We start from the raw sequence: 20,340 nt of genomic DNA on the forward strand, positions 1-20,340 counted from the left end.
TCAGTACCTCACGCGGGGATCGATCAGCGCGGCGATGATGTCCACGATGAAGTTGGTCATGGCCACGATGATGGCCAGCAGCACCACGATGCCCTGGACAGCCACGAAGTCGCGTGCTGTCAGGTAGTTGGCGAGCTGGAAGCCCAGGCCCTTCCATTCGAACGTTTTCTCGGTGAGCACGGCTCCGCCGAGCATCACCGCGATCTGCAGTCCCATGACCGTGATGATGGGGATCAGCGCGGGCTTGTAGGCGTGCTTGGTGACCAGGCGGTATTCGCTCACGCCGCGGGACCTGCCGGCTTCGATGTAATCCCTGCCCAGGGTGCCGATCACGTTGGTCCTCACCAGGCGGAGGAAGATCCCCGCCGTCAGCAGTCCCAGTGCCACCGCCGGAAGGACAGCGTGCGCCAGCACATCGCCGAGGGCAGCCATGTTGCCGCTGCGGAGAGCGTCCAGCCAGTAGATTCCGGTGGGGGCCTGGAGGGAAGTCAGGGCGAGTTCGCTGGACGTTTTGGCCCTTCCTGCCACCGGCAGCCAGCCGAGCCAGACGGAGAAGGTCAGCTTCAGCAGCATGCCGGCGAAGAACACCGGGGTTGCGTAGCAAAGGATGGCGAAGACGCGCAGGACGGCGTCCGGCGCCTTGTCCCTGCGGTGGGCGGCCACCATGCCCAGCGGGATGCCCACCAGGAGGGCAACGAGCAGGGCGTTGATGCTCAGTTCCAGGGTGGCCGAGCCATAGGTGGTGAGCATTTCGACGACGGCACGGTTGTCCGTGAGCGTGCGGCCGAAGTTGCCGGTGGCCAGCTGGCCGAGATATTCGAAGTACTGGACCAGGAGGGGCCGGTCGTAGCCTGCAGCCTGGATCCGCTCCTGGAGCTGGTCCTCGGGCAGGCGTCCGCCCATGGCCGCGGTGATGGGATCACCGGTGATCCGCATCAGGAAGAAGACCATGGTTACCAGGATGAAGATGGTGGGGAAGATCAGCAGGAAACGGATCAGGATGTACTGTCCCAATCCCCCGCCGGAGGATTTTTTGGCGGCCGGGAGCAGGCCGTCCGCGTCCGTGGGTGGCGCGTCGATCAATGTGGTCATGGGTGCCTCAGGGTGTCTGCACGGTGCATGCGGTCAGCTGCACCGTGTCACGGCCAGCACGCGGGGCGGGACGCCTGGCGGGCGTCCCGCCCCGTGTGTTTCAGAGCCGGATGGTGGGTGGGACCTGCTACTTGGACATCACGCCAAGGCGCGTCTTGAAGGACGGGTCAAGTGTCTTTTCAACGCCCTGGACGTCCGTTCCGGCCACCATGACCTGGGCGCCCTGCAGCAGCGGCAGCGTTGAGAGATCCTTGGCGATGGCTTCCTGCGCCTGGCCCAGGAGTTCGCTCCGCTCAGCCTTGTCCGTGGTGACCAGCTGCTTCTTCACGATCTCCGTCACTGCGGGGTTCTCGTAGTGGTTGCCAAGGAAGTTGCCCGGGATGAAGAACGGCGTCAGGTAGTTGTCCGCGTCCGAGTAGTCCGGGAACCAGCCGAGCTGGTACACCGGGTAGGCGTCAGCCCGGCGCTCCTTGGTGTAGGTGGTCCATTCCGTGGACTTGAGGTCCACGGTGAAGAGCCCTGATTTCTCCAGCTGTTCCTTGACCAGGGCGTACTCATCAGCGGCGGACGTGCCGTACCGGTCGGTGTACTGCAGCTTCAGGTCCACCACTGAGGTGATGCCGGCGTCGGCCAGGACCTTCTTGGCCTTGTCCAGGCTGGGTTTGCCACTGCCGTCGCCATACAGGCTCTTCAGGGGCTCAGCAGCTCCTTCGAATTCCTTGGGAACGTAGGAATAGACCGGGGTGTAGGTGTTCTTGAAGACCTGGGATGCAATGACGTCACGGTCCACCAGGTGGGCCACGGCCTGGCGAACAGCGAGGGCCTTCGCGGGATCGGCTTCGGGCGTCTTGGCCCCGAACGGCATGGTGTCGAAGTTGAACACCATGTAGCGCAGCTCCCCGCCCGGGCCCTTGTGGACCTTGACCTTGTCGTCGTTTTCAAGGTCTGCAACGTCGGTGGCGGTGAGGATGCGGCCGGCCACGTCGATGTTGCCCTGCTGGACGTCGAGCTTCAGGTTGTTCGGGTCTGCATAGTGCTTGAGGGTGGCGCCGTCATTGGCGGCCGGGCCCAGCAGCCCCTGGTAGTCCGGGTTGGGTTTGAAGCTGACCAGTTCGTTCTTCTTGTAGCTTTCAATCGTGTACTGGCCGGCGAAGGGCTTTGCGGCAACGATCGCATCGTCATCCATGATCTTGTCCGCCGGGAACACTTCCTCATCCACGATCGGCCCGGGGTTGGAGGCCAGGACGCCGGGGAACACCTGGTCGTTTCCGGCTGCCAGGGTGAACACCACGGTGTTGGGGTCCGTTGCCTCGATCTTTTCCATGTTGGAGAGCAGGGAGGCGGGCCCGTTGGGATCGTCGATCGACTTGACGCGGTTGAAGGAAAACACGACGTCGGAGGAGTCCAGGGTGTTGCCGTTGGCGAATTTAAGGCCGGGCTTCAGCTTGACCGTGTATTCGGTGGGGCTGGTGAAGGAAGCAGATTCCGCGATGTCAGGGGTGGCATCGGCAGTGCCAGGTTTGTAGTTGAGCAGGAACGGATAGATCTGGTTCATGACCATGAAGGATCCGCCGTCGTAGGAACCGGCGGGGTCGAGGGTGACGACTTTGTCCGTGGTGCCGTAGGTGATGGCACCGCCTCCTGCCTCGCCGGTTGAGGTTCCGCCGCCGCCTGAGGGGCCCGTGCAGGCAGTCAGGGCAAGGGCGGAGATGCCTGCCAGCGCGATGGCGCCGTGCAGTGCTTTAGTACTCTTCGTCATCTGTGAACTTTCTGTTCGATGAGGGCGCGCCCGCCGACCGCTGATGGGTGCATTTGCTCAGGCAGGAAGCGCGCGGTGCTGATGCCTAGATTCAATCAGAGAGTCCACACTCGGCGCGGGCCATTTTGTGAGTTGAGACACAAAATTTACCTGATCGGTCCATTGCCCTGATTTATCCGGAGCACAACGAAGAACACCGTCCCGGCGGAACCGGGACGGTGTTCTTGGTACTGCTGGCTTTAGAGTTCGGCGCGCTGGAGGGAGCGGGCGGCATCGATGGTTGCCTGGCCCAGTACGCGGCTTCCCTGGTAGAGGACCACCGTTTGGCCGGGGGCCACTCCCCGAAGCGGAGTGGTGAGCCTGACAACAAGCTGGCTGCCGGCGGGGTCCTCGCCCGCTCCGGCAGGCTCCATGCGGGCCGTAGCGGGAACCGGATCGCCGTGCGCCCGCACCTGCGCGTGGCAGTCGAATTCCGCGCCCGTACCCACTTCGGCGATGGGCAGGCCCGCCCAGGACACCTTGATGCCGCGGATTTCGTCAATGGCCAGCAGCGCTTCCGGGCCCACCACCACCTTGTTTTCCTTGGGGCGGATCTCCAGCACAAACCGGGGCTTGCCGTCCGCAGCCGGCGTGCCCAGTTTCAGGCCGCGGCGCTGGCCCACTGTGAAGGCGTTGGCGCCCGGGTGCTCGCCCACCTTGGTGCCCGTTTCGTCCACGATGTCGCCGGTGGTCATCTCGATCTTCTCAGCCAGCCAGCCGGCGGTGTCGCCGTCGGGGATGAAGCAGATGTCGTGGCTGTCCGGCTTGTTCGCAACCGAGAGCCCCCTGCGTTCAGCTTCCGCACGCACTTCAGCCTTGGACGGCGTGTCGGCCAGCGGGAACATGGAATGCTTGAGCTGCTCGTGGGTCAGGACGCCCAGGACGTAGCTCTGGTCCTTCGCCCAGTCTGCGGCGCGGTGGAGTTCACGGTTGCCGTCGGCGTCTTCGATGACCTTGGCGTAGTGCCCGGTGCAGACGGCGTCGAAGCCCAGGGCGATTGCCTTTTCCAGCAGCGCCGCGAACTTGATCCGCTCATTGCAGCGCATGCAGGGATTCGGCGTCCGCCCGGCGGCATATTCGTCGATGAAGTCCTGGACGACGTCTTCCTTGAAGCGCTCGGAGAAGTCCCAGACGTAGTAGGGAATGCCCAGGACGTCACACGCCCGCCAGGCATCCCGGGAGTCCTCGATGGTGCAGCAGCCCCGGCTTCCTGTGCGCAGGGTTCCGGGCATGCGGGACAACGCGAGGTGGACACCGACGACGTCGTGTCCGGCCTCAACGGCGCGGGCGGCGGCGACAGCGGAATCCACTCCGCCGCTCATGGCTGCTAGAACTCGCATAGTGGCTTTCTGTTGGGGTGTTTCCGGCTCGAGGCGGTAGGGGCGGACCGGCCAGGCTGGCTTCAGGGAAACGATCTTCGCCTATCTATTCTACGGCCTTCCCGGAAACAGGATCAGCGGCCCGCAAAACCCTGGCGGGACCCGGCCGAACCCTGGCGGGACAAGGTGCCCGCCGTCTGGATGGAGGACTCATGGCCGGCCATTCCTGCCTGCCGTGCCCGGGCGTAGGCATCGGGCAGCGCGGCCAGCAAGGCGTCGACGTCGTTGTCCGTGGAGGAGTGCCCCAGGGTGAAACGCTGGGCCCCGCGCGCCGTTTCCTCGTCCAGCCCCATGGCCAGCAGGACGTGCGAGGGCCTGGGAACGCCGGCTGTGCAGGCTGAGCCGGTGGACGATTCCACCCCGGCCAGGTCCAGGAGGAACAGCAGGGAGTCCCCTTCGCAGCCGGGAAAGGTGAAGTGTGCGTTGCCGGGCAGCCGGCCGCTGCCGGGAGCGCCCCGCAGGACGGCCTCCGGCACACGCTCGCGGACGCCGTCGATCAGCCGGTCGCGGAGGGCGGCAAGGCGCGCCGATTCCTGGCCGAGGTTCGCTGCGGCGCTTTGGGCAGCGGCGGCGAACGCTGCGATCGAGGCTGTGTCCAGGGTCCCGGAGCGGACGTCGCGTTCCTGCCCCCCGCCGTGCTGGACGGGGGTAAGCTTCACTGCCCTTCCCAGCAGCAGGGCGCCCACCCCCACGGGCCCGCCGATTTTGTGGCCGGAAACGGCCATGGCATCCAGGCCGGAGGCCTTGAAGTCCACGGGCACGGCGCCGAAGGCCTGGACGGCGTCGGAGTGGACCGGCACACCAGCCGAGTGGGCCAGTTCCACTATCCGGGTGATGGGCTGGATTGTCCCCACCTCATTGTTCGCCCACATCACCGTCACCAGGGCGATGGTTTCCGGGCTCCGGGAAAGCTCGGCTTCCAGGAACGCCAGGTCCACCACGCCGTCGCCATCCACCGGAAGCCAGGTCACCTCAGCGCCCTCATGCCGCTCCAGCCATTCCACGGTGTCCAGCACCGCATGGTGTTCGACGGCGGAGCAGAGGATGCGGGTCCGCGCCGGGTCCTGGCCCGAGCGGGACCAGTACAGGCCCTTGACCGCAAGGTTGTCCGCTTCGGTGCCGCCCGAAGTGAAAATGACCTCGGACGGGTGCGCCCCTGCGGCCGCGGCAATGGCTTCGCGCGCATCTTCCACGGCGCGGCGTGCCCTGCGGCCTGATCCATGGAGGGAGGAGGGGTTTCCCGTCCGGGACAGCTCGCGGGTCAGGGCAGCCAGCGCCTCGGGGGCAAGGGGCGTGGTGGCAGCATGGTCGAGGTAAACGGGCACCCTGCAATTCTACCGGCGACGCCCGGAACTCGCGTGGGGTATCAGGCTGAGGGCGGCAGGACCGGCAGGTAGCGGGCTACGTCGTCCCGGGCAGCGGCCAGGGAAGCGGCGTCCGGGCAGGAGGCAGAAACGTAGACAGACGATTCAGCGGTGGCGAAAACCCGGGCGTGGATGGTGGTTGCCCTTCCGCCCGGACCCTGCACCTGGTCCAGGACCAGTACTTCGACCGCGCGTGCAGGAGCGGACTCATCCCCGCCCCACCGCAGGGTCCCGGCCTTCAGGTATCCGGGCTGGATGGTGGGATCGAGGTACTGGAAGAGGGCAACGGTCGACTCACGGTCGTCGCCCTGTGCCAGCGCGCCCTGGTTGGCGTGCACCCTGGCTGCGACCACGCAGCCGTCAGTTTTCACGTACTGGCTTTCTCCTGCCACATTGTGGCTGACCGCCTTCCAGCCCGGCGCATCCTTCAACCCGTCAGAGATCCCCACGGGAACGCCGGGCGCCAGGATGCCGCCGGCGGAGAACGGAAGATCCTGGCCGGCCACTGCTTCGGCGTCGTATCCCGGAGTGATGGTGGGAGTAGCCAAGGCAGGGGTGCCGGGTACCGGCCCGGAGGCCGCGGGGTCGCGGACGTCCACGGTGCAACCAGCCAGCAGCACAGCTCCCGCTGCAGCAGCCAGGGCCGGCACCAGCCGCAGCCGTGCCCCCGCGGCCAGTCCCGCCGTCGTCGGCATTTCCACTCCTACCCCCAGACTCCCTGCCGCAGCCCCACGGCCGCATGCACGAGTCTAGATGGACCTTGCAGGAGCTATGCACCGGGGCATGGCCTGGCGGGGAACCCGGAGGGGCGGGAGCGTCGTTGTTCAGGGCAGGCCGTTAAACTGTGCAGGCCGGCTACCTGTGAAGACTGGCCGAACCAAGAGAAGGATGGGTGCTTGACCGAGAGCAGCAGCTCCTATTACCAGGTGCTCCGCGTGGCAGTCACAGCCACGGAAAAGGAGATCAAGGTAGCCTACCGGCGGGCTGCCCGCACGGCGCACCCCGATCACGGCGGCGATGCCGCACAATTCCGCCGCGTCACCCGGGCCTACGAGACGCTCATCGACCCTGTCCGGCGAAAGGCTTACGACCGTTCCTACGCGGCGGGAACTTTCCGCGGTGAGGACGCCGGCACCGAACCGCATTTCGATGCTCCGCCGGCCGGCAGCCGCGCCTCCGCCACCGTGCACAGGACGGGCAACGCCCGCAACACTGCCGGCGATCCTCCCGTCTATGTCCCGCCCTACGGATCAACGGCGTCCGGGGAGGTTCCACTCATCCCCCTGGCGCTGGCCAGCCAGCAGGTCCACGGCATGCCCCGCAAGCGCGGAATCTTCGGGGCGGAGGCACGCATCCAGCGCGAAATGCGTACGGTGCAGCTCCTGACCCGGCAGGTGCTTCCCGCCATTCCGGCGGCCAGGCTGATCAACGGGCTGCAGTCACCGGCGGACAACACCCACATCGACCACGCCGTCCTGTCCGGCTACCGGCTGGCGCTGATTGGTTCCATGCTCCTGCCGAAAGGAGCCTACGCCTGGGACGGCAGGACGCTGAACCACGGCGGCCGCGCCATCGCCCCGCCGCAACTCGCCCATGTCGTGCGGGCAATGCAGGACATCTTTCCGGAACTGAACGTCACGGGCTGGACCGTGGTGCTCAGCCCTGGCGGCAACCTGCACGAGCCGGTGATCGACAACCACCGCCGGTCCGCAGGAGCACTGGAGCCTGTACAGATCGTCAACGCAGCGGGGTTGGTACGCGGCCTTAAGGAATTCCTGGCGTCCGGCCCCGCTCCCAACACCGTGAACGTGCCGGTGCTGGCCCGGCTGCTGCGCGGTATGCACTGAACGCGTTATGAATTGAGAACGGTGGCTAGGATGGGAGGGTGTTCCGCATCCTCTTCCACGCCCCCGAAATCCCCGGCAATACCGGAAATGCCATCCGGCTGGCTGCCATCACCGGCGCAGAACTGCACCTCGTGGAACCACTGGGCTTCGACTTTTCGGACGCGAAGCTCCGCCGCGCCGGCCTTGATTACCATGACCTCGCCGTGGTCACGGTGCATCCGGGCATCGAGGAAGCCTGGCAGCACCTCCAGCCTGAGCGGGTCTATGCCTTCACTTCCGATGGAACAGCCAGCTACACGGACATCTCCTACCAGCCCGGCGACGTGCTGATGTTCGGCCGGGAATCGGTGGGCCTGCCCGCCGAGCTGAAAACGGACCCCCACGTGACCGCTACCGTACGCCTGCCCATGCTGCCCGCCCTGCGTTCCCTTAACCTGGCCAACGCCGCGTCCATCGCGGTGTATGAGGCCTGGCGCCAGCAGGGTTTCGCCGGCGCCAAGATCTAGCCGGCAGTCGTCCCGCAACTTTTTCCGGCGCCCGGCCCATCCGCCCCGGCACCCGCACCGAATTACAGCCGACAACATCCCCACGTGTTCGAGGAGCTGCAGGTGACCTTGCTGGAGTCAGGTTCCAGGACCGCCCGCAGCAGCCGGGACGGCACTGCCCCGGATTCACAGCCCGGCGTCTTATGCTTGGTAGTGATGGATACCCCCAACGCGCCACGTTCCGAGGCCCCGGCTGCGGTGACAGACGCGCCCTCAGACCTCAGCCACCGACTCGCAGTCCTGCTGGAAGGGATAGGCCGGGGGGACCAGGCCGCCTTTGCGGAGTTCTACCAGCTGACGTCCCGCAGGGTGTTCGGCATGGCGCGGCGCGTGCTGATCGACGCCGAACTCAGCGAGGACACCACCCAGGAGGTCTTCCTGCAGGTGTGGCAGAATGCGGCGAAGTTCGATCCCAAGGCGGGAAGTCCGCTCTCCTGGCTGATGACCATTGCGCACCGCCGCGCCGTGGACCGGGTCCGGTCCTCGCAATCGTCCACCGACCGGGAAGCCAAGTACGGCGCCAGCACCCAGGACATTGACCACGACACCGTGGCCGATGAGGTGGGCAGCCGGCTTGAAGCCGAGGCCGTAGTGCGCTGCCTGGAAACCCTGACGGAGACACAGCAGGAATCGGTGCGGCTGGCCTACTACGGCGGCCTGACGTACCGGGAGGTCGCAGAACGCCTGAACGCCGCTGTGCCCACCATCAAGTCACGTATCCGCGACGGCTTGATCCGACTGAAGACTTGTTTGGGGGTGAGTTGAGATGACTGAGATGAACAACAGCCGCAACGGCCGCTCCGGCTCATTCGGCGACACAGTTGCCATGGACCTGGCTTCCGGCCGGGCCGTGGACCTGGCCGAGCTTTATGCCCTCGATGCGGTCACGGAAGGGGAACGCCGTGCCATCGAGGAGTACATCTCGGCCGCCCCGGCTGCTGAGCGGACGGCCTTTTTCGAACGGGTGCGCCAAGCCAGGGAAACTCTGGCGCGGACCTTCCGTGCCGAGGAGGAGCCGCCGGCTGACCTTTTCGAACGCATCGTGGCGCAGCTGCCGGACCAGGGGCGCCGTCCCGACGCCGGGACTCCCCCTCCAGCCGCACTCCCCGCAGGTGACGTGAAACAGGGCCAGGCAGACCAGGTGCCAAGCGTCGGGGATGAGCTTGCCCGGGCCCGGCAGCGCCGGGAAGAACGGCGCGCGCCCGGCAGCACCCGCCGGTGGCTTGCCGGGGTTGCTGCTGCGGCGGCCATCGCCCTGGGCGGTGTGGGTGTGGGGTCCTACCTGGCCGACCAGAACGATCCGGTGAACCAGGTGGTACGCGCGGGCGACCTGAGGCAGGCGTCGGTGGACGTGGCAGGCGGCGGTACCGCCACCCTCCTGATTTCGCCTTCGGAGGATGCGGCCGTGGTCAAGATGAGCGGCGTTCCGGCACCTCCTGCCGGGAAGGTCTATCAGATGTGGCTGATTCCCAAGGACGGCTCCGCGCCCGTGTCCCAGGGGCTGATGGATGAAGAAGCCCTGTCCAAACCTGCAGTGGTGGAAGGGATTTCGTCAGCCGCGGCCCTGGGAATCACGGTCGAGCCTGCGGGTGGATCAGAATCCCCCACCCTGCCCACCGTGGCCGCCGCTCCCCTGGGCGCGTAGAAGCAACGGTTCCCGCCGAACAACAAAGCGCCCCTGCCTGCCCGTATTGGGCTGGCCAGGGGCGCTTTGGCGTTGAAGGCCGAGCCTAGAAACCTGCGATGGTTCCCGGCCCGTTGATGGCCACCACGTGGAAGGCTTCGGCGCTGCTGCCCGCGGGAAGACCGGCGCGGGCCGCGTTCGCGCGCATCCCCCGCCGCACCGTTGCCTCCATCGCTTCCACGTCCGGGTGCTGGCTGACATGCACGTGGATTGCCTGCAGCTTGGACTCCACATACTCCGTGACGTCCACGAAATGGTTCTCGCGTTCCTCGGGCCCTGCATAGAGCCACAGCCAGGGAAGCTTGTAGGCCACCAGCCCGGCTTCGGCCAGTTCCGGATAGGCGAACGGATTCTCCAGCGCCGGGTACACGGCTCGGGTCACGGCCTCCCCCACTGCCAGATGGTCCGGGTGGCTCTTCTGGATCCTTTTCCAGTTGCGTTCCGGATGCATGGAAAGCACGACGTCGGGACGGATGTCCCGGATCAGCCGCACCACGTCCTTCATCACCTCGTGCGACGGTTCGAGGTAGCCGTCGCGCTGGTGCAGGTAGCGGATGTCAGTGACACCCACGAGTTCAGCGGCACGGCGCTGCTCCGCGTCCCGCAGGGCGATGATATTGGCCCGGTGGGCCGGGTCGAAGCCACCGGCATCGCCGTCGGTCATGATGCAATAGCTGACCTGGACCCCTGCCGCCGTCCAGGCCGCGATGGTGCCGGCGGCGCCAAAGTCGATGTCGTCAGGATGTGCCGCGAAACAGAGCACCCGCCCAACCCGGTGGATGTCCGGGTTGAACGGGCTCTGTGCCTGCTCAGGAGAGGCGGTCAAAGAATCAGCCTTTGCGTTTCTTGATCTCTGCGGTGGCCTGCGGGAGGACGTCGAAGAGGTCACCGACAATGCCGAAGTCCGCGATCTCGAAGACGGGCGACTCGGCATCCTTGTTCACGGCAACGATGACCTTTGCAGTCTGCATGCCGGCCTTCTGCTGGATGGCTCCGGAGATACCGGCCGAAATGTAGAGCTGCGGGGAAACCGTCTTGCCTGTCTGTCCAACCTGGGCGTCGTGGCTGATCCAGCCGGCGTCCGTTGCTGCCCGCGATGCACCCACGGCTGCCCCCAGGGCATCGGCCAGTTCCTCCACCGGCGTGAAGTCGCCGTCAAGGCCGCGGCCGCCGGCCACCACGATGCGGGCGTCGGTCAGGTCCGGCCGTCCGCTGGCAACCTTCTGTTCCCGGGCGGTGATGCGTGCCGCCGCAGCGCCGCCTGCCGGGACCTCGACAGTGACCGTCTGGGGCGAGGTGGCAGCTGGGGCGGGTTCCGGGGTCACGTTGTTGGCCTTCAGCGTCAGCACGCTGATGGCGGTGGTGGCCTTGCAGGCCGTGTTGTAGGAGCCCGCCAGGACGGACTTGTGCGCTGTGCCGTCGGCGTCCACGCCCACCACGTCGGTGATGACGCCCGCGTTCAGCCGGATGCCGGTGCGGGCGGCGATCTCCTTGCCCTCAGGGGAATTGTCGAGCAGGACAATGTCGGCGCCTGCCTGCCCGGCGGCAGCAGCCAGGTAGGCCGCCTTGGGTGCGACGAGGAAGTCGTCGAGGTCCTCGGCCGAGGGGAGCAGCACCGTGCTGACACCGTATTCGGCGAAGGCGGCCGCGACGTCGTCATGCAGCTTGCCGTTCAGGGCAACGGCCGTTTCCCCGAGGGAGCGGCCCAAGGTCAGCAGCTCCAGGCTGCTCTTCTTGAGGGCTGCGCCGGGGTTGTCAATGAATACAAGAACTTTTGCCATGGTTGTGGTCCCTCTCAGAGCAGCTTCTGGGCGGCCAGGAAGTCAACGAGCTTGATGCCGGCGTCGCCTTCGTCGGTGATGATGGTGCCGGCCGTGCGCGGCGGACGTTCTTCTGCATTGAGCACGCGGGTCCACGAACCGGCGTGACCCACCTGAGCCGGATCGACGCCGATATCGGCCAGGGACAGCGTGGTGATGCTCTTGCGCTTGGCGGCGATGATGCCCTTGAAGTTGGGGTACCGCGGTTCGTTGATCTGGTCCGTCACGGACACGACAGCCGGGAGGGGAGCTTCCACTGTCTCGGAGGACGTGTCGGCGTCGCGGCGGGCGGTGAGGCGGCCGCCGTCGACCTCCAGGGAAGAGGCGAAGGTGACCTGGGGCAGGTTAAGCCGTTCCGCGAGCTGGGCGGGAACCAGTGACGTTTCCCCGTCCGTGGAGGCCATGCCGGTGATGACCAGGTCCACGGGGCCGTCGCTGCCCACTGTCCGAATGGCTGCTGCGAGCGCCAGGGACGTGGCCGCGGCGTCCGAACCGGCAAGGGCGTCATCGGTGAGGTGCACACCCTCGGTTGCGCCGATCTGCAACGCCTTCTTGATGGCATTGACCGCGCCCGAGGGGCCCATGCTGAGGGCGATGACCTGGTTTCCTGCTTTGGCTCCGCCGCGCGCTTCGGCAAGCTGCAGCGCTGCCTCGAGTGCGTATTCGTCAAGCTCGGACAGGATGCTCTCGTCGCGGTCAGTCGTGTAGCCCTCACCGTTGAGGTGGCGGTCAAACTGGGCGTCCGGTACATGCTTGACCAGGACGATGATCTTCAATGTATCTTCCACTGTATTTACAGCAGCCTTCCATGCTTGTGGACAGCCAGCCGGGTGAGGTCATGGCCGCGGAATGCCCCGGCATACGGGTAGCTCCTAGCTAACCATATAGGCGCACTCCGGCGCCCTCTTCCGTTAACGCCTGTGTCAGGGGCGCCCCGGACGGGCAGAAACGCCGCGTAAAACAACGACGGCGGCGCCCACCCGGGTGGGGGACGTCGCCGTCGTGGTTCATGCGGCATGCAGGGCCGGCAGTGAGCCGGCCGGCAGCGTGTGCGGGGAGTGTTCTAGCTGGCAGCGGCGCCGAGGGTGACGTCCAGCGTCTGTTCCTTTCCGGAGCGCAGGACGGTGATCTTGACGGTGGTGCCGGCTGGCTGTTCGCGCACCGCGGCCGTGAGCTGCTCGGGTTCTCCGATGGGGAGGTCGTTGAACTTCGTAATGACGTCCCCCACCTTGATGCCGGCCTTGGCCGCAGCAGAATCCGCTTCCACCGTGGCCACATCCGCTCCTATCGAAAACTCGGACGAGGTACTGGATGCCGCCTTGGGCCGGACGCTCACGCCCAACTGGCCGTGGGATGCCTTGCCCGTCTCGATGATCTCGTTGGCCACGCGCTTGGCATGGTTGATCGGGATGCTGAAGCCAACGCCGATGTTTCCGCTGGTGGAGGATGCACTTGATCCCGCGGACGCGATGGCCACGTTGACGCCCACCACCTCACCATCACTGTTCACCAGGGCGCCACCGGAGTTGCCGGGGTTGATGGCGGCGTCGGTCTGGATGACGTTGATGGAGATCTGTCCCTGTCCCGCCGTCTGCTGGCTCTCGCCCCCGCCCGGAGGTGCGAACTGGAACCCTCCTTCGTCATCGCCCTCGGCGTTGTCCCCCTCTTCGGGGGCAGCCGCCGACGCGACGCTGATGGTCCGGTTCAGGGTGGAGACAATGCCGTCAGTAACGGTTCCGGTGAGGCCCAGGGGCGACCCAATGGCTATGGCGGTGTCCCCCACATTCAGTTTCCCGGAATCGCCCAGCGTGGCCGGGGTGAGGCCCGAGGCGTTGTCCACCTTTATGACGGCGAGGTCGGACAGCGGGTCCGTGCCCACCAGCTTGGCGGACAGAACCCGCCCTTCGCTGGTGCGCACTTCAAGGGCGGCGTTGGCCGTCTGCCCGTCCAGGGTCACCACGTGGGTGTTGGTCAGGATGTGCCCCTGGTCATCCAGGATGATCCCGGAGCCGGTGCCGCCCGCGCTGCCGGTTGCTGCGCTGATGGTCACCACGCTGGGCGAGGCCTTTACCGCGGCCGCTGTTATGGCATTGACCTCGTCCTGGTTGTTGACGATGACTGTTCCGGGCTGGCTGTTGCCGGTGACCGTGGTGCCTGCGCCTGCGTTCCCGAACAGTTCAGCGGAGCCGACCGTAGCCACGCTTCCGCCGACCAGTCCGGCGGCCAGGATGCTGGCCACCAGGGTTCCGACGCCGAACGTGGCCTTCCGGCGGGGTGCGTCCTTGGGATTCGGGGGAAGGCTGCCGCCCTCCGGGCGGGCCTGGCCGTAATAACCGTAGCCGGGGTGGTGGGCCTGGTTCTGGTGGCCCTGGTTCTGGTGGGCCTGGTTCTGGTGGGCCTGGTTCTGGTGGGCCTGGCTTGACTGGCCGTAGAACGGCTGCCGCTGCGGATACTCGGGGCGGGACGCTCCCGGGATCTCCTGGGTGGGATTGGCCCCTTGCTGGTCCAGCCGCTCGGTGGGGTACTGCCGCTGGGCGTCCAGGTCACCAGGACTGCTGGTGCCGGCGTCCTGTCCCCCAGCCGCGGGCTCACCGGACTGGCCGGAGGGCTGCCCCCAGGGATCCTGCCTGTCCTGGCCGCCGTTCCGGTGGGCCGGCCCGGGCGTCTGGTTCTCAGTCATGGGACTTCCTTTCATTCTTGTCTGCATTAACTATGTACTCCCCGGCTGGAACAAGCTCGGATGTTTGCTGAGAGCTTCCTGAACACTTTCCATCCGCTCCGGCTGGAGCGTCCTTGGGGTTTCGCTGGTGGCATATTCGGGCCGATGGACGGGCTGTGGGGTGCACCATAGAATCAAGATGAATGCCACAGCGACCTGCGGCTTAACACCTGGCGTGGGGGCGCTGCTGGATTCTGAGACGACTGATTCGTCCCGAATCGGTGTCAGGCGTGCTGAAGGGTTGCACATGCGGTCAAAGTTCAAACGTATCCTCGCCGTGATCGGCCTTACCGCTTTCCTGGCCATACCTGCCGGTGCGGCCTGGGCTGAAGACCCGGTCACCATTCCCTCCGGCCAGAACGTAGTGGACAAAGCCGGAGTCCTCGGCGGCCGTTCGGGTGAAGTCCAGGAAGCAATTCAGAAGCTGCTGAAGGACCACAAGTACAACCTCTACGTTGTAACGGTCGATACCTTCGAAAACCCTGCCGACCCGAAGGCTTGGTCCCAGCAAGTAGCGACCACCAAGGGCATGGGCCGTGCCGACGTAATCCTGGCGATGTCCGATGACGGAAAGTACTACTTCTCCCCCAATTCGGCGAGCCCGATTTATTCGAAGACCAGCAACATCAGCCAGAACGCGATCGTGGCCAATCTCGCTGGTGGAAAGCGCGACTTCGCCCAGGCTGCCATCGACACTGCCTTGGCAGTCGGTGACGCAGCCGGTGGGGGCAGTGGAAACGTACCATCGGACAACGGGGCGGGCGCTGCCGTCCTCGTCGGTACCGGCGTCGTGGCTGCTGGTGGAGCAGGCGCATACCTGTACTTCCGGAACAAGCGCAGGAAGGCGGCTGGCCAGGCCGGCACCGCAGGTTATGGCCAGCAGGCCGGCCATGCCGATCCACTGGCCTCGCTCAGCGTTGAGGAGCTGCGCCGCAAGAGCGGCTCGCTGCTGATTGAAGCGGACGATGCGATCAAGTCCAGCGAGCAGGAGCTTGGGTTCGCCCAGGCGCAATACGGTGATTCCGCCGTCGGAAACTTCACCAAGGCGCTGCAGGAAGCCAAAGCCCACCTGAGCGAATCCTTCAAGCTGCAGCAGCAGCTGGATGACCACATTCCCGACACCGAAGAGCAGCAGCGGGCGTGGCTTGGTGAAATCATCCGCCGGTCCGAAGCAGCCCTGGCCTCCCTTCAGGAACAGAAGGCGGACTTCGACTCCCTGCGTGAGCTCGAAAAGAATGCTCCCCAGGCGCTGGCAACAGTCAGTGCGGGGGCCCGGGACGCGGACGCTAAGATCGCCAATGCTGAGCAGACCCTCACCGAACTCCGGTCGAAATACGCTGAAAGCGCCCTGACCCAGGTATCGGACAACATCCTGCAGGCGAAGGAACGCCTGGCGTTCGTCCAGAATGCAAGAGCCACAGCCCAGCAGAAACTGGACGAGGGCGAAAGCAGCCTGGCCGCGGTTGCCGTCCGCGCAGCCGAAGAGAGCCTGCACCAGACGAACGTCCTCCTGGATGCGATCACCAAAGTGGCCGCCAACCTCGATGAGGCCAGGGGCAACCTTGAGAACGCCGTCGTGGACACCTCCCAGGACCTTGCCCAGGCACGCGCCATGATCCAGTCCGGCGCCCACCCTGAGCTGGCCGGCCCGGTAGCCGGAGTCGAAAGCGCCCTCGCGCAGGTCAAGGCCGAGATCCAAGGCGGCAAGATCGATCCGATTGCCACCCTCCAGCGGGTTGAAACCGCCCACCAGTCGCTGGACCAGGCGCTGACCGGCATCCGGGACCAACAGGAACAGGCCCGCCGGGCCCAAGCCTCGCTGCAGCAGACCATCATGTCCGCCCAGGCCCAGATCAGTGCCACCTCGGACTACATCACTGCCCGCCGCGGCGGAGTGGGAACCGAAGCCCGAACCCGGCTTGCGGAGTCCCAGCGCAACCTCGACTACGCCCTGTCCATCTCGCGGACTGATCCGGTGACCGCCCTTACCTACGCCCAGCAGGCACATGCCCTTGCCGCTCAGGCAGCCCAACTGGCGCAGGCGGACGTGGACCACTTCGGCGGCTACGCCAACCAGGGCTATGGACGTGGCGGCATGTTCGGCGGTGGCGGTGGCGGCGGGCTCGGCGGTGCCATCCTGGGCGGCATCCTCATCAACTCCATCCTCCACGGAGGCGGCGGTGGGGGCTGGGGCGGCGGCCACAGCGACGGCGGCGGCTGGGGTGGTGACTTCGGCGGCGGCGATTTCGGCGGTGGTGACTTCGGCGGCGGCGACTCCGGAAGTTTCTAGACGCGCAGGAACGCGCAGCCGACCGGGATTTGCCCCGGCGGACGGGTAAGGACACCACAACTGTTCACTGATTTCAGTGGTCATCACAGAGCAGGACGAAAGGGTAACACCATGGTTAAGCAGTCCATTTTCGGCCGCATCGCGCAGCTGGCGAAGGCTAACGTCAACTCGTTGCTGGACAACGCTGAGGATCCGCAGAAGATGCTGGACCAGATGGTCCGGGACTACACCAACAACATCGCAGAGGCCGAATCTGCCGTTGCGCAGACCATCGGCAATCTCCGGATGCTCGAGGACGACTACAACGAGGACGTCAAGAACGCCCGCGACTGGGGCAACAAGGCCCTCGCAGCTTCCCGCAAGGCTGACGAATTCAGGGCCAGCGGCGACACTGTGGACGCCGAGAAATTCGACAACCTGGCCAAGGTGGCCCTTCAGCGCCAGATGGCAGCCGAGAATGAGGCCAAGGGCGCCGAGCCCGCCATCGCTTCCCAGCGCGAAGTAGTGGAGAAGCTCAAGACCGGGCTGGACCAGATGAAGGGCAAGCTGAACCAGCTGACCAGCAAGCGCAATGAACTGGTGGCGCGTTCCAAGACCGCCGCGGCACAGTCGCAGGTCCACGATGCCATCAAGAGCATCGACATCATGGATCCCACCAGCGAGGTGGGCCGCTTCGAGGAAAAGATCCGCCGCGAGGAGGCCAAGGTCCGGGGCCAGCAGGAACTCGCCGCCTCAAGCCTCGACGCGCAATTCAACCAGCTTGAAGACCTCGGGGAACAGGTGGAAATCGAAGCGCGGCTCGCTGCGCTCAAGTCAGGCAATTCATCCAAGCCTGCACTCGGCGCTTCCGGCTCTGCAGCCTCGGCCTCAACCGTCGAAGAGGCCGACTTCGACAAGCTCTAAGTGGCAGCGGGAGACCCGCAGTGTTGACATCAGGCAGGGCTGGGGCCGGACGGTCCCGGCCCTGTCTGTTCTGTCCCTGTGTAGCGTGGTGCCATGGCTTCCTCTGATCTGACCTCGATCGTCTGGCTCCGTGACGACCTGCGGCTGGATGATAATCCTGCCCTGGCCGCAGCCGTGGACCTGGGACTGCCCCTGACTGTGGTCTACATCCTCGACGAAGACTCGGAGGGGGTCAGGCCCTTGGGCAGCGCCTCGCGCTGGTGGCTTCATCACTCACTCGCATCCCTGGCGTCATCGCTCGAGGCCAGCGGCTCACGGCTGCTCCTGCAACGCGGCCCTGCGGAGCCGATCCTCAAGGACCTGGCGGCGGCAACGAACGCCGGGCACCTGTTCTGGAACCGCCGCTACGGCCTTCCGGAGCGGACGGTGGATGCAGCCGTCAAGGCATGGGCCGGAGAAAACGGCATCGAAGCCCTGAGCTATCAGGCGAACCTCCTGTTTGAGCCCTGGACCATCCGGACCGGCGCTGGCGGGCCCTACAAGGTCTTCACGCCCTTCTGGCGGGCATGCCTGGCAAGTGGCGACGTCCGTGACCCCCTCAGCGCCCCACCACAACTGCCGCCGCCGCCCGCCGGCAAGACCGGCTCCGGGCCGGCAGGAGATGCCCTGGAAACCTGGCGGCTCTTCCCTTCCTCCCCCGACTGGAGCGGCGGCCTGGCCAAAACCTGGGAGCCTGGAGAAGAAGGGGCCCGCCAACGGCTGGAAGATTTCCTGGAAGGTTCCGCACAGGATTACGGCACTGGCAGGAACATTCCGGGTGTTGAAGGAACCAGCCGCCTCTCGCCGCACCTGCGGTTCGGCGAAGTCAGCCCGTTCCGCGTCTGGCGGGAAATCCGCGGCCGCTTTCCGCGTGAGGTGCCCGCCGACGTCGGCATCTTCCGCTCTGAACTGGGCTGGCGTGAATTCTGCTGGCACCTCCTCTACACCAACCCTGACCTGGCCACCCGCAACTTCCGGCCCGAGTTTGACCGGTTTGAGTGGGAGAAACCCGGCAAGGATGAGCTGGCGGCCTGGCAGCAGGGCCGGACCGGCTACCCCTTCGTGGATGCGGGCATGCGGCAGCTCTGGCAGACAGGCTGGATGCATAACCGCGTGAGGATGGCCGCTGCTTCCTTCCTGGTTAAGAATCTCCTGGCAGACTGGCGGACCGGCGAGGCCTGGTTCTGGGACACCCTTGTGGATGCCGACGCCGCCAGCAACCCGGCCAACTGGCAGTGGGTGGCGGGGTCAGGAGCCGACGCTTCCCCGTACTACCGGATCTTCAACCCGGTGACGCAGAGCAAGAAGTTCGATGCCGCCGGGAACTACCTGCGACAATACATCCCGGAACTGGCAGGCCTCGAGGCAAAAGCAATCCACGAACCGTGGAAAGCCGCCGACGGCCTGCACGGTTACCCCCGCCCGCTGGTGGACCTGCCGGGATCCCGTGAACGCGCCCTTGCCGCCTACCAGAAACTCAAGGACAGCTGACACCGCCCCTGCAGAGGACTCAGCGGCTGACTTTACCCATGAGGGAGGCGATGGGCCGCAGGAAGAGCGGCCGCGCCAGGAACCACGCCGCCGCCATGACCACGACGGAGGCGAGGAAGATCCAGAATCCAAGCCAGCCGTCGTCGTCACGCACTGCGTACATGTGGTTGAGGTTCCGGAGGGCTCCCGTTGCCAGCACCAGGAACACGTGGACGGCGATGAATGCCACGAAGTAGATCATGACCGGGAAGTGGACAGCGCGCGCCCATTCGATGGGGAAAGCCTTGTTCAAGCCGGCGGCCTTCTTGGGCCAAGCCCCCGACATGCGCAGGCCGGTGATGAACGCGAGCGGGGCCGCCACAAAGACCGTCACGAAATACGACAGCAGCTGGAGGGCGTTGTAGTTCACCCAGCCGTTCTCGGTGGGCCAGTCCAGGGAGGCGTACTGCAGGGCAGCGGACAAGGCGTTGGGGAAGACGTCCCAGCTGGTGGGAACGATGCGCATCCACTGGCCGGTGGCAAACAGCAGGACCGCGAAGACCAGGCCGTTCAGGATCCACAGCGCATCCAGGGTCAGGTGGAACCACAATTCGAGGGTGATCTTGGTGGGCGGGTTCTTTGTTTTGATCAGGCCTTTGTTGTTCCGGATCCAGTGCCCGCTGGGACGGGTGGTGGTCCGCACCTGCCACCCGGTACGGATGATCAGCAGCAGGAAGAACGCGTTGAGGAAGTGCTGCCAGGCAAGCCAGGCAGGAAAGCCGGCCGGAGCATTCTCCGGAAGCTCGGAATGGCCCGGATAGTCCGCCACGAAGGAAGCAACGGCAGGAAGCCCCATCAGCAGCCTGGCGACCAGCACAACCAGGACCAGCCCGCCCAGGACTGCAGGCACTCCCCAGTAGAGTCGTGACCGCTTACCCGCAGCGGCACGGGGCTTCTTCGTGGGTGTGGACATCGAACAACATTCCTCTCGAGAATGACAGGCCAAGTACTCACAGCGCGTGAGGCTCTGCGAAAGAGAATACTAGGAACTACCCGTATCCAAGGAAAAAGAAGACCCCGCCCGGCTTGATGCCGGTCGGGGCCTTCACATAGTTGCGGGGACAGGATTTGAACCTGTGACCTCTGGGTTATGAGCCCAGCGAGCTACCGAACTGCTCCACCCCGCGTCGCTGAATCAACACTACCCTATTTTCCCGGCGGGTTTTTCCACTCCCGGACTACACAAAAAAGTCCGGATACCGTTTCCAGTATCCGGACCTTTCCATCAGTTGCGGGGACAGGATTTGAACCTGTGACCTCTGGGTTATGAGCCCAGCGAGCTACCGAACTGCTCCACCCCGCGTCGCAAGAACTACTTTACCGGGACGTG

At 65.6% G+C, this 20,340-nt stretch carries 17 protein-coding genes and 2 tRNA genes; 7 read left to right on the forward strand and 12 right to left on the reverse strand.

The genetic code is table 11. From position 1 onward, the window contains the following. The 5 genes from ASPHE3_RS12785 to ASPHE3_RS12805 all read right to left on the reverse strand — a co-directional run bounded on the left by ASPHE3_RS12785 (position 1) and on the right by ASPHE3_RS12805 (position 6,328). The gene (locus ASPHE3_RS12785; protein WP_013601626.1) at positions 1-1,092 is read right to left on the reverse strand and encodes an ABC transporter permease; all 1,092 of its coding nucleotides are present in this window, start codon (positions 1,090-1,092) and stop codon (positions 1-3) included. A 127-nt stretch (positions 1,093-1,219) separates the two neighbouring features. Beyond that, positions 1,220-2,851: an ABC transporter substrate-binding protein gene (locus ASPHE3_RS12790; RefSeq protein ID WP_013601627.1), complete on the reverse strand. Its 1,632-nt coding sequence runs from the start codon at positions 2,849-2,851 to the stop codon at positions 1,220-1,222. Between the two features lie 239 nt (positions 2,852-3,090). Next, entirely contained in the window at positions 3,091-4,230 is a 1,140-nt protein-coding gene (mnmA, locus tag ASPHE3_RS12795) for a tRNA 2-thiouridine(34) synthase MnmA (protein WP_041652170.1), read from the reverse strand. A 113-nt stretch (positions 4,231-4,343) separates the two neighbouring features. Further along, positions 4,344-5,594 (reverse strand): cysteine desulfurase family protein, encoded by a 1,251-nt coding sequence (locus tag ASPHE3_RS12800; protein WP_013601629.1) that lies wholly within the window; start codon positions 5,592-5,594, stop codon positions 4,344-4,346. Positions 5,595-5,635: 41 nt separating this feature from the next. Continuing rightward, positions 5,636-6,328 (reverse strand): hypothetical protein, encoded by a 693-nt coding sequence (locus tag ASPHE3_RS12805; protein ID WP_013601630.1) that lies wholly within the window; start codon positions 6,326-6,328, stop codon positions 5,636-5,638. 201 nt (positions 6,329-6,529) lie between these two features. On the opposite strand from ASPHE3_RS12805, the gene ASPHE3_RS12810 reads away from it, so the two are divergent. From ASPHE3_RS12810 to ASPHE3_RS12825, 4 genes are all read left to right on the forward strand, one after another. Continuing rightward, complete coding sequence (locus ASPHE3_RS12810; RefSeq protein WP_013601631.1) at positions 6,530-7,480, forward strand: J domain-containing protein; 951 nt, start codon at positions 6,530-6,532, stop codon at positions 7,478-7,480. Between the two features lie 38 nt (positions 7,481-7,518). After that, positions 7,519-7,986, forward strand: a complete 468-nt coding sequence (locus ASPHE3_RS12815) for a tRNA (cytidine(34)-2'-O)-methyltransferase (protein WP_013601632.1) — start codon at positions 7,519-7,521, stop codon at positions 7,984-7,986. A 195-nt stretch (positions 7,987-8,181) separates the two neighbouring features. Continuing rightward, positions 8,182-8,790 (forward strand): ECF RNA polymerase sigma factor SigK, encoded by a 609-nt coding sequence (gene sigK, locus ASPHE3_RS12820; RefSeq protein WP_041652930.1) that lies wholly within the window; start codon positions 8,182-8,184, stop codon positions 8,788-8,790. A gap of 10 nt (positions 8,791-8,800) precedes the next feature. After that, positions 8,801-9,670 (forward strand): anti-sigma factor, encoded by an 870-nt coding sequence (locus ASPHE3_RS12825; RefSeq protein WP_013601634.1) that lies wholly within the window; start codon positions 8,801-8,803, stop codon positions 9,668-9,670. 85 nt (positions 9,671-9,755) lie between these two features. On the opposite strand, the gene ASPHE3_RS12830 is transcribed toward ASPHE3_RS12825, so the two are convergent. The 4 genes from ASPHE3_RS12830 to ASPHE3_RS12845 all read right to left on the reverse strand — a co-directional run bounded on the left by ASPHE3_RS12830 (position 9,756) and on the right by ASPHE3_RS12845 (position 14,209). Beyond that, the gene (locus ASPHE3_RS12830) at positions 9,756-10,535 is read right to left on the reverse strand and encodes a PIG-L deacetylase family protein (RefSeq protein WP_013601635.1); all 780 of its coding nucleotides are present in this window, start codon (positions 10,533-10,535) and stop codon (positions 9,756-9,758) included. Positions 10,536-10,539: 4 nt separating this feature from the next. After that, positions 10,540-11,490, reverse strand: a complete 951-nt coding sequence (locus ASPHE3_RS12835) for an electron transfer flavoprotein subunit alpha/FixB family protein (protein ID WP_013601636.1) — start codon at positions 11,488-11,490, stop codon at positions 10,540-10,542. A gap of 14 nt (positions 11,491-11,504) precedes the next feature. Then, complete coding sequence (locus tag ASPHE3_RS12840; RefSeq protein ID WP_013601637.1) at positions 11,505-12,305, reverse strand: electron transfer flavoprotein subunit beta/FixA family protein; 801 nt, start codon at positions 12,303-12,305, stop codon at positions 11,505-11,507. 287 nt (positions 12,306-12,592) lie between these two features. Further along, entirely contained in the window at positions 12,593-14,209 is a 1,617-nt protein-coding gene (locus ASPHE3_RS12845) for a trypsin-like peptidase domain-containing protein (RefSeq protein WP_013601638.1), read from the reverse strand. A 286-nt stretch (positions 14,210-14,495) separates the two neighbouring features. Between ASPHE3_RS12845 and ASPHE3_RS12850 the strand changes: the two genes are divergently transcribed. The 3 genes from ASPHE3_RS12850 (at position 14,496) to ASPHE3_RS12860 (ending at position 18,971) form a co-directional block, all read left to right on the forward strand. Beyond that, positions 14,496-16,538, forward strand: a complete 2,043-nt coding sequence (locus ASPHE3_RS12850) for a TPM domain-containing protein (protein WP_013601639.1) — start codon at positions 14,496-14,498, stop codon at positions 16,536-16,538. Positions 16,539-16,649: 111 nt separating this feature from the next. Further along, positions 16,650-17,441 (forward strand): PspA/IM30 family protein, encoded by a 792-nt coding sequence (locus tag ASPHE3_RS12855; protein ID WP_013601640.1) that lies wholly within the window; start codon positions 16,650-16,652, stop codon positions 17,439-17,441. A 93-nt stretch (positions 17,442-17,534) separates the two neighbouring features. Further along, complete coding sequence (locus ASPHE3_RS12860; protein WP_013601641.1) at positions 17,535-18,971, forward strand: cryptochrome/photolyase family protein; 1,437 nt, start codon at positions 17,535-17,537, stop codon at positions 18,969-18,971. Positions 18,972-18,990: 19 nt separating this feature from the next. On the opposite strand, the gene ASPHE3_RS12865 is transcribed toward ASPHE3_RS12860, so the two are convergent. From ASPHE3_RS12865 to ASPHE3_RS12875, 3 genes are all read right to left on the reverse strand, one after another. Then, entirely contained in the window at positions 18,991-19,923 is a 933-nt protein-coding gene (locus ASPHE3_RS12865; RefSeq protein WP_013601642.1) for a cytochrome b/b6 domain-containing protein, read from the reverse strand. Positions 19,924-20,063: 140 nt separating this feature from the next. Beyond that, positions 20,064-20,137: transfer RNA gene (locus tag ASPHE3_RS12870), tRNA-Met, on the reverse strand. Positions 20,138-20,239: 102 nt separating this feature from the next. Continuing rightward, positions 20,240-20,313 (reverse strand) — tRNA-Met (locus ASPHE3_RS12875). Between the last annotated feature and the right edge of the window lie 27 nt (positions 20,314-20,340).

It is taken from the genome of Pseudarthrobacter phenanthrenivorans Sphe3 (genome assembly GCF_000189535.1).
In the GTDB taxonomy this organism is placed as follows: domain Bacteria; phylum Actinomycetota; class Actinomycetes; order Actinomycetales; family Micrococcaceae; genus Arthrobacter; species Arthrobacter phenanthrenivorans.